Consider the following 12877-nt stretch of genomic DNA (forward strand, 5'->3'; position numbering starts at 1 on the left):
GCGCAGGGGTGATTGGGTACACTCCGGGGTTTCCCGCTCCCGGAGTGCCGCCATGGACAAACTGCAGGCCCTGTCGATGTTCGTCGAGACCGTCCGTTGTGGCGGTTACTCGGCGGCGGCCCGCAAGCTCGGCGTGGCAACCTCCTCGGTGACCCGCCAGGTGGCGGCGCTGGAAGCGGAGCTGGGCGCCACGCTGCTCAACCGCACCACCCGCCACAGCAGCCCGACGCTCGCCGGACAGGCGTACTACGACAAGGCCGTGGAAATCCTCGAGGCGTTGGTGGAAGCCGACGGACTGGTCAGCGACCGTGGCCGCGAGGCGAAGGGGCGGTTGCGCGTCAGCGTACCGGTGGAATTCGGTCGCCGAGTCATCGCCCCGCACCTGGGAAGCCTGCTGGCGCAGTACCCGGAGCTGGAAGTCAGCCTGTCCCTCAGCGACCAGATCACCGACCTGCCGAAACAGCAGATCGACCTGTCCGTGCGCCTGGGTTCGAGCCTTACCAGCGACGACATCATCAGTCGCCCCATCGGCCAGTTCCAGCGCTGGCTGGTGGCGAGCCCCGACTACCTGCAACGCGCCGGCACGCCGGCCCACCCGCTGGACCTGATGGAGCACCAGTGCCTGCGCTTCGACTACGGCGGCGCGCACCTGACCTGGACCTGTAGCGACGGCCAGGACACCTGGCCGCTCAACGTGCAGGGCCGCCTGCAGAGCAACAATGCCGATGTCCTGCGCGAGACCGCGCTGGCCGGCGGTGGCATCGCGCTGCTGTCGGACTGGCTGGTGGCCGAAGACGTTCGCGCCGGAAGGCTGGTGCGCCTGCTGCCCGAGTACGACTCCTATCCCGGCAACACCGTGGGCAGCATCAACGTGCTGTACCCGCCGAGCCTGCGTGAATCCAGCCGCATCCGCGTGTTCGTCGCCTTCCTCGAGGAGCTGATGGCGGCTCAGTGATTGTCTGCGCTGGGCTGCGTGGGCGGGGCGATCCTGCGCATCAGCGGCACCAACAGCAGCGTCACCGCGAAGCACGCGCCGACCAGCAGGAAGGCATCGGCGAAGGTCAGTGTCTGCGCCTCGCGCCAGGTCAGGTTCCACAGGTGCTTGAGCGCCTGCTGCGACGGTTCGCCGTTGAGCTCCATGGATGGCGCCAGCCAGTGGTTGAGCGCTTCGTTGCCGCTGTTCAGGTGCTCCGCCAGGCGCAGGAAGTGCAGGTTGGCGCGGTCGTTGAGCACCGTGGCGCAGGCGGCGATGCCGATGGCGCCGCCCAGGTTGCGCATCAGGTTGAACAGCCCGGAGGCGAGCTTCAGGCGCTCCGGCGGCAGTGAGCCCAGTGCCAGCGTCACGGTGGGCGCTACGCAGAACTGCTGCGCCATGCCGCGCAGGGCCTGCGGGAACATCAACTGGCCCGCGCCCCAGTCGTGGGTCAGCGGGGCGAATTCATACATCGACAGGGTGAACATCACCATCCCCAGCAACAGTATCCAGCGCAGGTCGACGCGCCGGGCGAGGGCGGCGTAGAGCGGAATGCTCATGATCTGGAAGATGCCCGTGGAGAAGATCGCCAGGCCGATGTCCAGCGCGCCGTAGCCGCGCACCCGGCCGAGGAACAGCGGGGTCAGGTAGATGGTGGCGAAGATGCCGATGCCGGTGACGAAGCTGAACAGGCAGCCGAGGGCGAAGTTGCGTTCCCTCAGGGCGCGCAGGTCGACGATGGGGTGCGCGGCGGTCAGGCTGCGGTAGATGAAGGCGATGCCGCACAGGCCGGAAACCCAGGCGGTGACGACGATGGTGTCGTCGCTGAACCAGTTCCAGCGCGGGCCTTCCTCCAGGGTGTATTCCAGGCAGCCGAGGAACAGCGCCATCAGCAGAATCGCCGGGTAGTCGGCGCCCTTGAGCAGCGACAGGTCGGGCTTGTCGATGCGCACCATGATCGGCACTACGATGGCGACGAACAGCCCCGGCACCAGGTTGATATAGAACAGCCAGGGCCAGGAGGAAATGTCAGTGATCCAGCCGCCGATCACCGGCCCGAGGGTCGGCGCGAGGGAGGCGATGGCGCCGATGGTGGCGGCGACTATCACCCGCTGCTTGCCGTCGAAGTAGAGGAAGCCGGTGGTGAACACCATGGGGATCATCGAACCACCGAGAAAGCCCTGCAGCGCGCGGAAGGCGATCATGCTCTGGATGTTCCAGGCCATGGCGCAGAGCAGACTGGTGAGGGTGAAGCCCAGTGCCGAGGCGGCGAACAGCCAACGGGTGGAGAGCACCTTGGACAGCCAGCCGGAGAGCGGGATGACGATGATCTCGGCGATCAGGTAACTGGTCTGCACCCAGGCCAGTTCATCGGCACCGGCCGATAGCCCGCCGCCGATGTCGCGCAGCGAGGCGGAGACGATCTGGATGTCCAGCAGGGCGATGAACATCCCCAGGCACATGCAGGCGAAGGAGATGACCTTGCGGCCGGTGGAAAGGCTCTCCACCGGCACCACTTCGCTGCTCCAGTGCTTTGCGATCCACAGCTTGCTGCCGGAGAGGTTCACGGCTGGTTGCTCAGGGCGACGCGCTGGTCGGCGTCGCCATGCTCGTGGGCGCGGGTGTCCACTTCCACCAGCACGGAAAGGCCGGGGCGCAGGTTGCCGAGGCGGCCGTCGGCGTCGTCCAGGTGCACGCGCACCGGCACGCGCTGGACGATCTTGGTGAAGTTGCCGGTGGCGTTCTCCGGCGGGAGGATGCTGAACTGCGCGCCGGTGGCCGGGGCGAGGCTGTCCAGGTGGCCGTGGAAGACCTTGCCCGGGAGGATGTCGGCCTCGATGGTCACCGCCTGGCCGGGTTGCATGCGCGCCAGTTGGTCTTCCTTGAAATTGGCGTCCACCCACAGGCCCTGCGCGGGCACCACGGCGAGCAACTGGGTACCGGCGGCGACGTAGCTGCCGACCCGCGCACGGCGGTTGCCGATGTAGCCGTCCACCGGGGCTCGCAGTTCGGTGTAGCCAAGGTCCAGGTGCGCCAGGTCACGGGCGGCGACGGCCTGCTCCAGCGCGGCCTGGGCCTGCTGGCGCTGGCTGTGGATCACGTCCAGCTGGCGACGCGCGGCAAGCAGGCTGGCACGGGCCTTGTCGCTGTTGGCGCGGGCGGATTTGAAGCTGGCGTCGGCGCGCTGTGCGGCTTCCACCGACACGGCGTTGGTGCGCACCAGGGTGGCGTAGCGGCGTTGGTCGTCGCGGGTGCGAACCTCTTCCGCAGCGGCGGCGTCGATCTCCGCCTGGCTCTGGCGGATCAGTGCGTCCTGCAGCGAGGCCTGGGCGTCGACATTGCCCAGCGCCGCTTCCTCGGCATGCACCGCGCCCTCGGCTTTTGCCAGAGCGGCGCGGTAGTCACGGTCATCGATGCGCGCGAGCAGGTCGCCGGCATGCACCCGCTGGTTATCGCTGACTTTCAACTCGGCGATGTAGCCGGCTACGCGCGGGCTGATGACGGTGACGTCGCCGCCGACGTAGGCATCGTCGGTCTTCTCCAGAAAGCGCCCGTCGAGCCACCAGTGCCCGGCGTAGGCGGCTGCGCCGAGGATGGCTGCGGTGACGATGCCCAGCCTGAGCGCCTTGCGGGATTTCGGTCTGGCCGTGTCGACGGCTGGCGTGGTGGGGAGGGTGAAGGGCTGGTTCATGGCGGCCTCGCTCAGGCGTGATCGGCGTGGGGAGTGGTCTGGGGAATGTTCTGGGGAATTGCTTGCGGGAAGACGGGGACGAGTCGGTCGCCCTCGCGGCGGTGAATCTGGTGCTGCGGACCGATGGGCTCGCCGCTGTCGGCATCCACCAGGGCGATACGCACGGGGCGGCCGTTGCGGGTGTCCACCAGCTCGGCGGCGTTGGCCATGCCGGCGTGGCGCTTGCCCCACTGCAGCAGGGTCAGCAGCACCGAGCGCAGGTCGCGGCCGCGCTCGGTGAGCAGGTAGTCGAAGCGCGGCGGGTGGTCGTTGTACTGGCGGCGCTGCAGCAGACCGCTGTCCACCAGGGCGCGCAGGCGGCGGGTGAGCACGTTACTGGCAATGCCCAATCGTGCGAGGAACTGATCGAAGCGGGTGGAGCCGTAGAAGGATTCGCGCAGGATCAGCATGTTCCAGCTGTCGCCGATCAGGTCCAGCGCCTGGGCGACGGGGCAGGGCAAGTGGTCGAAGCTGGTTCTGCGCATGGCTGCACCTCTTTAAATTAATGTCATCATCCAATCGGGCCGCCTTGTCACGGGCCTGGCAATGCCACAGGCAAGGCTCGGTCGGAAAAGATTATGGTCGTAATCTAAAACGGTCACTTGCTTTGCGCAAGTGAGTCGTTGGGGGAGGGACGGCGCAGGGGATGAACGGCGTGCCGGGTGAACTTCCGGCGGGCGAAATAGTTGCCTGATCCTGCGGAAATTGCCCGGATAAGTTCAGGGAAAGTTAGCGGGAAATACCGTGCGAATAACTTGGGAGGTGGCCGGGATAATTATCCGATAAATGGTCTGGAACGGCTGTTCCACAACTTTTCTTCAGGCAAAAAAAGGCCGCCTGGGGAGGCGGCCAAACCAAAGGATGATGAAGTGGAGCAATCCTCCGGACGCTCTGGAGCGGGCGTCCGGGACTCATGTGCTTCATCGGGGCGCAAGCTTAATGGCGATATCGTCAAATGCTGAATCATTCGTCTCGATATCGACTATCGACAAAGCTGGTTTGAGGCGCGGACGAGGGATTGTTATCTCTTCGCTGGCTCTGCCTAGGGCGGGGAAACATAAGAAAGTTGTTCAGAATTCAATCGATACACCTGCCAAGACAAGTCCAACAAAGGGGTAGCAGATGTCCGCGTTCCGTCTTTCAATGCTCGGTGCCTGTGTCAGTGCATCGCTCGCCGGCATTCCGTTCCAGCTGGCGCACGCCGCCGCCGTTTCCGACCAGTCCGAAGCCACCGGCTTCATCGAAGGCAGCACCGCTTCGCTGCTGATGCGCAACTACTACTACAACAGCGACCGCAAGTCCGGGGCCGGTGACCGCAAGGACTGGACCCAGGGCTTCACGCTGAATTACAGCTCCGGCTTCACCCAGGGCACCGTCGGCTTCGGTGTCGAGGCCTTCGGCAACTGGGGCATCCGCCTGGACGGCGGTGCCGGCACCTCCGGCACCGGCAACCTGCCGGTGCGTGACGACGGCTCGCCGGAAAGCGAGTACGGCCGCGCTGGCGGCGCGGTGAAGCTGCGCGTCTCCAGGACCGAACTGCGCTGGGGCGACCTGCAGCCCACCGCACCGGTGTTCGCCGCCGGCGGCACCCGCCTGTTCCCACAGACCGCCACCGGCTTCAACGTGCTCAGCAGCGAGATCGAGGGGCTGGACCTGGACGGCGGCCACTTCACCGGCGGCAACGGCCCGGTGACCACCAACGGCGACCACGGCATCTGGGCCTCCTACGCCAACGTCGAGGCCAGCAGCATCGACTACGTGGGCGGCAAGTACGCGGTCAACGACGCGCTGAACTTCTCGCTGTATGCGTCCAAACTCGAAGACGTGTGGCGCCAGTACTACGGTAACGCCAACTACACGCTGCCGCTGGCGGATGACCAGTCGCTGAACTTCGATTTCAACCTCTACCGCACCAATGACGACGGCAGCGCCAAGGCCGGCGAGATCAGCAACACCACCTGGTCCGCCGCCGCCGCGTACACCTTCCTCACCGCGCATACCCTGACGCTGGCGTATCAGAAGGTCCACGGCGATACGCCGTTCGACTACGTGGCCTTCGGCGTCAACGGCCCCGGCGACACCGGCGATTCGATCTTCCTCGCCAACTCCATCCAGTACTCGGACTTCAACGGTCCGGAAGAGAAGTCCTGGCAGCTGCGCTATGACCTGGCGATGGCCACCTACGGCATCCCCGGCCTGAGCTTCATGGCCCGCTACGTCAACGGCCATGGCATCGACGGCACGAAAATGGCCGCCGACAGCCCGTACCGCGGCTATGGCTACGGTGAGGACGGCAAGCACCACGAGACCAACCTGGAAGCCAAGTACGTGGTGCAGTCCGGGCCGGCGAAGGACCTGTCCTTCCGCCTGCGTGAGGCGATCCATCGAGGCAACGCCGACCAGGCCGAGGGCGACGTCAATGAGTTCCGCCTGATCGTCGACTACCCGCTGTCGATCCTGTAATGGCTGGCACCGGCGCCTCGTTCTGGGGCGCCGGTGCGGCACGTAGCGTGTCTAACAGGCGAGGTGGGAAATTGCCTGCGCCAGGCCATCCGGGTTGTCGTAGGCGATCATGTGCCCGCTATGGGCAACGATCTCAACCCGGCAGCCGGCCTGGTGATACAGGCGGATGTCGTTCAAGGGGGTGTTGTCCGAGAGGATTACGGCCTTTTTGGGGGTACGCAGCACTTTCAGGGCCTCGATCCACCGCCCAGTGTCGTAGTCGGCGAGCGCCGCGCCGGCCCACTGGTAGATGGCCTGCGGCGAGCTGACCTGGAAGGGGCCGAGCCAGGCTTCGTTGTCTCCGTCTTCCCTGAGTCGTTCAAGCAGTTGTGAAAAGCCGATGGCGACAAACTCGCTTTCACCCATGGCCGTGATGGATTCGAGCAGGGCGACGCCATATTCGGTGAGGCCGGGTTGGCAGAGGATCAGCTTGTTGACCTTGGTTGGCAGCGCGGCCGCGAGCTTGAGCGCGATGAAGGCGCCGGCGCTGTGACCGAACAGGCCGCAGCGGTTGACGCCGGTGCTGAGAATCCAGTTTTCCAGTGTCTGGGCCTGGGCCGTTGTGCCGTAGAGGGTAGCGTCGGGCTTGTCGCTGAAACCGGCGCCGGGCAGGTCGACCAGCCAGGAGCGGCGCCGGCAATAGGCGTCCGACGCGATGACCGCGGGATAGTCGCTGGTCGATGCGCAGCCCAGGCCGTGAATGTAGATCAGGGGTGACGCTCCATAGCAGACATCTTGCCAACGCAGCAGGTCCTTCTGCTCGTCAAAGGGGTAGGTGTTCATGTCTCACACTCCCATTGGGATTGCAGAACCCGGAGGCTTGCGGAAGACGCACGAGACGGCATGGCAGCTTCTTCGTGCGTACCGCCATGGGCATGGCAGTGAGGTCAGGGTAGGGGGCGGAGCAGGGACGCAGGGTGGCAGTTCGGGCGAGGTTGAAGTCGATCAAATTCGGATCTGCTTTTGTTGTGGGAAGCGTCAGTTTGTTCGTCATTCGTTTGCCACTCCCGATGAAGGGGAGAACGACATTCGATCTGCTGTTGTCCTGGCGGATCCGCAACGGGCCTTGCGTGCCATGACGCGGGAAAGCGACGGTTCTACAATGCGGGTTCCCTCCCTTCCCAAGGAAATCCGATGCCCGCCGAAGAACAGCGCAGCACACAACTGATCGATGGCCCGGTGGGCAAGCTGCAGTTGCTGGTCGACCGGCCGGACTTGCCGGTGCAAGGCATCGCGCTGATCAGCCATCCGCAGCCGCTGCTCGGCGGCAGCCCCAAACACCGCGTGCCGCTGACCCTTTCGCGCAAGCTCTGTGGCGCCGGCTGGATGACCGTGCGGCCGAGCTTCCGGGGTGTGGATGGCAGCCAGGGCGAGTACGCCGAAGGCGTCGGCGAGGCGCAGGACATGCTCGCGGTGATCGCGCACCTGCGTAGCGAGTATCCGCAGCTGCCGCTGGCGCTGGTGGGCTTTTCCTTCGGCTCGTATGTATTTGCCCGCATAGCCAGCGAGCTGTCGCCGCCCGCGCAGGCCATCGCGCTGATGGGTTTGCCGGTGGGCACGGTGCCCGGTGGCCGGGACTACGAAGCACAGGACCTGCCTGCCGATTGCCTGCTGCTGCATGGCGAGGCGGACGAGATGGCGCCGCTGGCGAACCTGCTCGACTGGGCGCGCCCGACGCAGCGCGAGGTGGTGCTCTACGCCGGCGCGGACCACTTCTTCAAGGGTTGCCTGGAGCGCGCGGTGGAGCGCGTGCTGGAGCACCTGTCCCGCGCGATCACCTGAGTTATCTCCGTCCCAGTTCGCGCAGGTAGGACCAGGGGTAGATACCCCGGTCGTGGCCATCGTCGAACACCAGCTGTACGCCATAACCCTGCAGGTTCAGTTCCTGCAGGACGACTCCGGCGCAGACCAGCTCGATGCGCCCCTGAAGGCGCGCCGCACGGCACTGCGAGCAGGGGCAGGCGCCGCGCAGGCGGGTGAAGGCGATGCACTGCTCGACGCCGTCGTCCCAGCGGATGCGCAATTCCCTGTCGGCGCTGGAGCGGTGCAGTGCGACGGGTGTGTTCACGCTGGCTGCCCCAGTTGGGTGAGCGCGATACGCACGGCCTTGCGAACTTCCGGGTCGCCGTCGATTTCGGCGTTGCGCAGCGCGTCGATGGCATCGCCGCTGCCCAGCTCACCCAGAGCCAGTGCCGCTTCCTTGCGCAGGTTGCTGATGCCGTGGCCGAGGACGACTTTCAGGCCTTCCAGCGCCGGCAGATAACGCAGCTTGCCCAGCGAGCGGGCGGCGCGCAGGCGCACCTGCCAGAAGTTGTCTTCCAGTGCCTGTACCAGCGCATCACCGGCTTCGGGCAGAGCCAGTTTGCCGAGGGTGCCGGCGGCTTCCTCGCGCACCTGCCAGGCCGGGTCGGCCAGCGCCGCTTGCAGGGCTGGCAGCACGCTGGCGTCGATGGCCAGGCCGAGGGCGCCGGCAGCCGCACGGCGGACTTCGGCGTCCGGGTCGTCACGGGTCAGGCGCGCCAGGTGCGGCAGCGCGTCAATGCGCTTGAGCCAGCCGAGGATGCCCACGGCTTCGCGGCGCACGCCGGCGTCGCTGTCGTCCAGCGCTGCCAGGGCCGGTTCGGCGGCCACTTCCAGACGCAGTTCGCGCAGGGCGCGCAAGGCGCTGCGGCGGACGAAGAGGTCGGCATGGGTCGCCCAGGGCAGCAGGCGCACGCCGGCCTCGGCGGTCTTCAGTTCGCTCAGGCTCTGGGCGGCGGCTTCGCGCACTTCATTGTCGCTGTCGGCCAGGGCCTGGCAGAGGGCGTCCACCACCTCAGGTTCTTCCCAGGCTTCCAGCAGGCGCGCGGCCTCGGCGCGGACGCTGGCGGCGGAGTCATGGTTCAGCGCGTGGGCGAGCCAGGGCAGGCCATCGGGTTCTTCCAGGTCGGCCAGTTCGATCAGGGCGATGCGCCGTACGCCGGCGTCGGCGTCCTGCAGGCGTGGCTGGAGGTCGAGGATGTCGGGATTGTCGGTGCTGATGCTGGATGAGGGATTGAAGTCGGTCATATGGCGAATCGCGGTATCCGTTGTGGAGTGGGCAGGCCCAGTGGCGTCAGGCGCGGCAGCTGGCGGCCGTCTTCGTGGCGCAGCAGTTCCAGGCAGTGGCGCTTGAGCCGGGAGAATTCCGGGCTGGTGAGCAGGTCGGCGTGGCGCGGGCGCGGGAAGTCGAGGCGGATGTCCTCGAGGATGCGTCCGGGGCGCGGACTCATCACCAGGATGCGGTCGGCGAGGAACAGCGCCTCGTCGATGTCGTGGGTGATGAACAGCACGCTGGTGCGCAGGCGCGTCCAGATGTCCAGCAGCAGCTCCTGCATCATCATCCGCGTCTGCGCATCGAGGGCGCCGAAGGGTTCGTCCATCAGCAGCAGGCGCGGCTGGTTGATCAGCACACGGGCGATCTCCACGCGCTGCTGCATGCCGCCGGAGAGCTGCGATGGCCAGCGCCCCGCAAAACCGTTCAGGCCCACCAGCTGGAGCATCTCGTCCGCCTGGCGATGGCGCTCGGTGCGGGGCACGCCGCGCATCTTCAGGCCGAAGGCGACGTTGTTGCGCACGGTCCGCCAGGGCAGCAAGGTGTGGTGCTGGAACACCATGCCGCGCTCGGGCGACGGCCCGGCGACGCTCTGGCCGTCCACTTCCAGCTGGCCGGCGCTGGGCCTCAGGTGCCCGGCCAGGGCGCCGAGCAGGGTGGACTTGCCGCAGCCGGAGGGGCCGAGCACGCAGACGAACTCGCCGGGCTCGATGGAGAAACTCAGGGATTGCACGGCCTCGAAGGCGTCGCGGCCGCTGCCCAGGTGGATCGACAGACCGTCGACGCGTACGCGCCCCGGTGCGCTGGCGGGCAGGGTCATGGCTTGCCTCCGGCCTGGCGCTGCCAGGGCGTGACCAGGGCGCCGAGCTGGCGTACCAGCAGGCTGCTGGCCATGCCGAGCACGCCGATCAGCAGCATGCCGACGACGATGTCGGGGTAGTTCTGCAAGGTGTAGGACTCCCAGGTGTAATAGCCGATGCCCCATTGCCCGGAAATCATCTCGGCGGTCACCAGGCAGAACCACGAGGTGCCCATGCCGATGGCCAGGCCCGTGACGATGCTCGGCGCGGCGCCCGGCAGCACCACTTCGCGCAGCAGCGCCAGGCGCCCGGCGCCGAGGCTGCGGGCGGAGGCGAGCAGGCGCGGGTCGACGGCTTCGACGCCATGGATGGTGTTGAGCAGGATCGGGAACAGCGCGCCGGTGAAGGTGATGAAGATCATCGACAGTTCGGAGCTGGGGAACATCAGGATCGCCAGCGGAATCCAGGCCACCGCCGGGATCGGCCGCAGCACTTCCAGCGGTGGCAACAGGCTGTCGCGCGCCCAGCGCCCACGGCCGATGACGAGTCCGAGGAGGATGCCGGCGAAAGCCGCCAGCAGGTAACCGGCGAGCACCCGCAGCAGGCTGCTGCCCAGGTGGCGGCCGAGCTTGCTCGATTGCGCGAGGTCCCAGGCGGCGTCGAGCACGGCACGCGGGCCGGGCACGTTGGCGAAGGTGACCACGCCGAGGTTGACGTGGCGCGCGCTGAGCACCTGCCAGAGTGCGAGGCAGACCAGCAGAGAGGCCAGGCGCAGGCTCCAGCGGGTGAGGGGGGTGGTGTTCATCTGCGGTCTCCGCCCGCCCCGGCGCGTGGGCGCCGGGGCGGGTTGTCGATTCAGCGGCTGGCCACGGCCTGCTGGCTGGCGGCGGCGAAGTCAGCGACCTCACCACCGTGCTGACGGGCGAAGGCATCGGCCTGTTCGCGCAGCAGGAAGGCATCCAGTGCGCCGTCCTTGCCACGCACGAACCAGGCCTGCCCGGCGAGCAGCTTGATGCCGCTGTCGCTGGCCTGGGCGTACACCGCGCGGATGTCCTTGCCCTGTTGCTTGAGTTCGGCCAGCTGCCCCAGCGCCTCCTTGGCGGTCGCGTAGCTACGCACTTTCTGCTCACCGCGCACCCAGATCTGCGCGACCTTGCGGGTATCGCTGATCGGCTGGTTGGTCAGCGCGTCATTGCCCAGCAGCGGCTGTTGCGCGTAGTTCTTCAGCGCGGCGTCGTAGTCGGCACCGGAGGCCTTGAAGGCGGCGCGGAGGTAGCGGTCGTCGACGAACTGGTCGACGTTCAGCCCGCGGTCGGCCTTCTTCAGCAGCTTCAGGGTGTCGATGGCGGTGGCCACGGCCTGGCGGTATTCGGGTTTCCAGGTCAGGTCGCGGGTCTGCAGGCCGAGCGGGCCGTGGAACAGGTAGTTCACTTCGGCGGGAATGCCGGCGACCTTCTCGATCAGCTCGCTGTATTTTTCCGGGTCTTGCGCCAGCAGCTGGTTGGCTTCGTAGGTGGCGCGCAGGTAGGCCTCGACGATTTCCGGGTACTTCTGCGCGTAGTCGGCTTCCACCAGCGCGCCGTGGAAGGTCGGCGCCTTGGCCTGGGAGCCGTCGTAGATCTTGCGGGCGATGCCACGGCTTTCGAACAGCTCGGCGAAGGGTACGAAGTCGGCGTGGGCGGCGATCTTGTTGGCCTGCAGCGCGGAACCGGCGACTTCCGGCGGCTGCGCGATGATGGTGACGTCCTTCTCCGGGTCCCAGCCTTGCGCGGCGATGGCGCGCAGCAGCAGGCCGTGGGCGGTGGAGGCGAAGGGCACGGAGATGGTCTGGCCCTTGAGTTCGGCCAGCGATTGCACCCTGGACGCGGCGGGGACGACGATGCCGTTGCCGCTGCCGTCGATGCTCCCTGAGAGCACGCTGATGAACAGGCTGCGCTTGCCGGCGGCCTCGTGGGCGACGCCGTTGAGGGAGCCGGGGAAGTCGGCCATGGCGCCGAAGTCGAGCTTGCCGGCGACCATCTCGTTGGTCAGCGGCGCGCCGCTGGTGAAGTTCTTCCACTGCACGTCGTACTGCGCGTCCTTGTATGCGCCGTCGTGGGGCAGGTACTTGTCGAGCAGGCCGAGTTCGCGGATCAGCAGGCCGCCAGCGGCGCAGTTGATGGTGGTGTCCTGGGTGCCGATGGCGACGCGGATCGTTTCCGAATGGGCGGAAAGACTGGCAATGGCGAGCGCAAGGCCGGCCAGGGTGGTGCGCAAGGTCATGGGTGTTCCCCTCGAATCATCAGTGTTGGAATCGTCTCCGCCGCAGGCCTTGCGGTGGGAAACGAGGGGCGGTGCATCAGGCGTCCGGCGGTGGGGCCGGATGGCGTTTCTGGTTATCGGTGTCGTCCTGCGTTCACCTGCAGGAGCCGCGTCGTAGCACCGTAGGGCGCATAACCTGGAACAGGTTATCCGCCGATGGATCCATGGCGGATAACGCTGGCGCGTTATGCGCCCTACGGAGCTGCACGGGACGGCGGTCTCAGCGCAGGAGGTAGGGAATCTCGACCTTCACCGCGCCGGTCGGGCAGTCCTTCTCGCAGGGCATGCAGTACCAGCATTCGTCGAAGGCCATGTAGGCCTTCTGGGTGGCGGGGTTGATCGCCAGCAGGTCCATCGGGCAGACCTCGACGCAGACGGTGCAGCCCTTGTCGGCGATGCACTTGTCCTCGTCCACCGTCACCGGGGCGCTGGAGCGGAAGAAGATTTCCTGGGGTTGGTAGGCCATTGCACGCGGTCCTCATCGTGTTGCTTGCCGG

The 12877-nt window shown here is 66.8% G+C and carries 13 protein-coding genes; 3 read left to right on the top strand and 10 right to left on the bottom strand.

What is annotated here, in order from left to right; translation table 11 throughout:
• Window positions 1-52 precede the first annotated feature (52 nt).
• A complete protein-coding gene (locus tag IB256_RS08310; protein WP_192295745.1) occupies window positions 53-955 on the top strand; it encodes a LysR family transcriptional regulator in 903 nt (300 codons plus the stop codon).
• Here the strand turns inward: IB256_RS08310 and IB256_RS08315 are convergent.
• From IB256_RS08315 to IB256_RS08325, 3 genes are all read right to left on the bottom strand, one after another.
• The gene (locus tag IB256_RS08315; protein ID WP_225601699.1) at window positions 949-2436 is read right to left on the bottom strand and encodes a DHA2 family efflux MFS transporter permease subunit; all 1488 of its coding nucleotides are present in this window, start codon (window positions 2434-2436) and stop codon (window positions 949-951) included. The two genes, IB256_RS08310 and IB256_RS08315, sit on opposite strands and share 7 nt — an antisense overlap.
• A gap of 101 nt (window positions 2437-2537) precedes the next feature.
• A complete protein-coding gene (locus IB256_RS08320) occupies window positions 2538-3665 on the bottom strand; it encodes an HlyD family secretion protein (RefSeq protein ID WP_192402073.1) in 1128 nt (375 codons plus the stop codon).
• A gap of 11 nt (window positions 3666-3676) precedes the next feature.
• Window positions 3677-4189 (bottom strand): winged helix-turn-helix transcriptional regulator, encoded by a 513-nt coding sequence (locus IB256_RS08325; protein ID WP_192402075.1) that lies wholly within the window; start codon window positions 4187-4189, stop codon window positions 3677-3679.
• 637 nt (window positions 4190-4826) lie between these two features.
• On the opposite strand from IB256_RS08325, the gene IB256_RS08330 reads away from it, so the two are divergent.
• Complete coding sequence (locus tag IB256_RS08330; RefSeq protein WP_405308171.1) at window positions 4827-6167, top strand: OprD family porin; 1341 nt, start codon at window positions 4827-4829, stop codon at window positions 6165-6167.
• Between the two features lie 51 nt (window positions 6168-6218).
• On the opposite strand, the gene IB256_RS08335 is transcribed toward IB256_RS08330, so the two are convergent.
• Entirely contained in the window at window positions 6219-6989 is a 771-nt protein-coding gene (locus IB256_RS08335) for an alpha/beta fold hydrolase (protein WP_192295742.1), read from the bottom strand.
• Between the two features lie 351 nt (window positions 6990-7340).
• Here IB256_RS08335 and IB256_RS08340 point away from each other — a divergent pair, with 351 nt between their 5' ends.
• Window positions 7341-7988 carry an alpha/beta hydrolase gene (locus IB256_RS08340; protein ID WP_192402077.1) on the top strand — a complete coding sequence of 216 codons (648 nt, stop codon included), beginning with the start codon at window positions 7341-7343 and terminating at the stop codon, window positions 7986-7988.
• Between the two features lies 1 nt (window position 7989).
• Here the strand turns inward: IB256_RS08340 and IB256_RS08345 are convergent, their stop codons facing one another.
• From IB256_RS08345 to IB256_RS08370, 6 genes are all read right to left on the bottom strand, one after another.
• A complete protein-coding gene (locus tag IB256_RS08345; protein WP_081517018.1) occupies window positions 7990-8274 on the bottom strand; it encodes a gamma-butyrobetaine hydroxylase-like domain-containing protein in 285 nt (94 codons plus the stop codon).
• On the bottom strand, window positions 8271-9254 hold the full coding sequence (locus IB256_RS08350) for a HEAT repeat domain-containing protein (protein WP_192295740.1): 984 nt from the start codon (window positions 9252-9254) through the stop codon (window positions 8271-8273). The genes IB256_RS08345 and IB256_RS08350 overlap by 4 nt, the downstream gene beginning before the upstream one ends.
• Entirely contained in the window at window positions 9251-10099 is an 849-nt protein-coding gene (locus IB256_RS08355; protein WP_192295739.1) for an ABC transporter ATP-binding protein, read from the bottom strand. Before IB256_RS08355 ends, IB256_RS08350 begins: the two co-directional genes overlap by 4 nt.
• The gene (locus IB256_RS08360; protein ID WP_192402079.1) at window positions 10096-10884 is read right to left on the bottom strand and encodes an ABC transporter permease; all 789 of its coding nucleotides are present in this window, start codon (window positions 10882-10884) and stop codon (window positions 10096-10098) included. The genes IB256_RS08355 and IB256_RS08360 overlap by 4 nt, the downstream gene beginning before the upstream one ends.
• Before the next feature lie 50 nt (window positions 10885-10934).
• Complete coding sequence (locus tag IB256_RS08365) at window positions 10935-12341, bottom strand: ABC transporter substrate-binding protein (RefSeq protein WP_192402081.1); 1407 nt, start codon at window positions 12339-12341, stop codon at window positions 10935-10937.
• A gap of 259 nt (window positions 12342-12600) precedes the next feature.
• Complete coding sequence (locus IB256_RS08370; RefSeq protein ID WP_081517023.1) at window positions 12601-12846, bottom strand: ferredoxin family protein; 246 nt, start codon at window positions 12844-12846, stop codon at window positions 12601-12603.
• Window positions 12847-12877 lie beyond the last annotated feature (31 nt).

Source organism: Pseudomonas sp. PDM17 (assembly GCF_014851985.1).
GTDB lineage: Bacteria > Pseudomonadota > Gammaproteobacteria > Pseudomonadales > Pseudomonadaceae > Pseudomonas.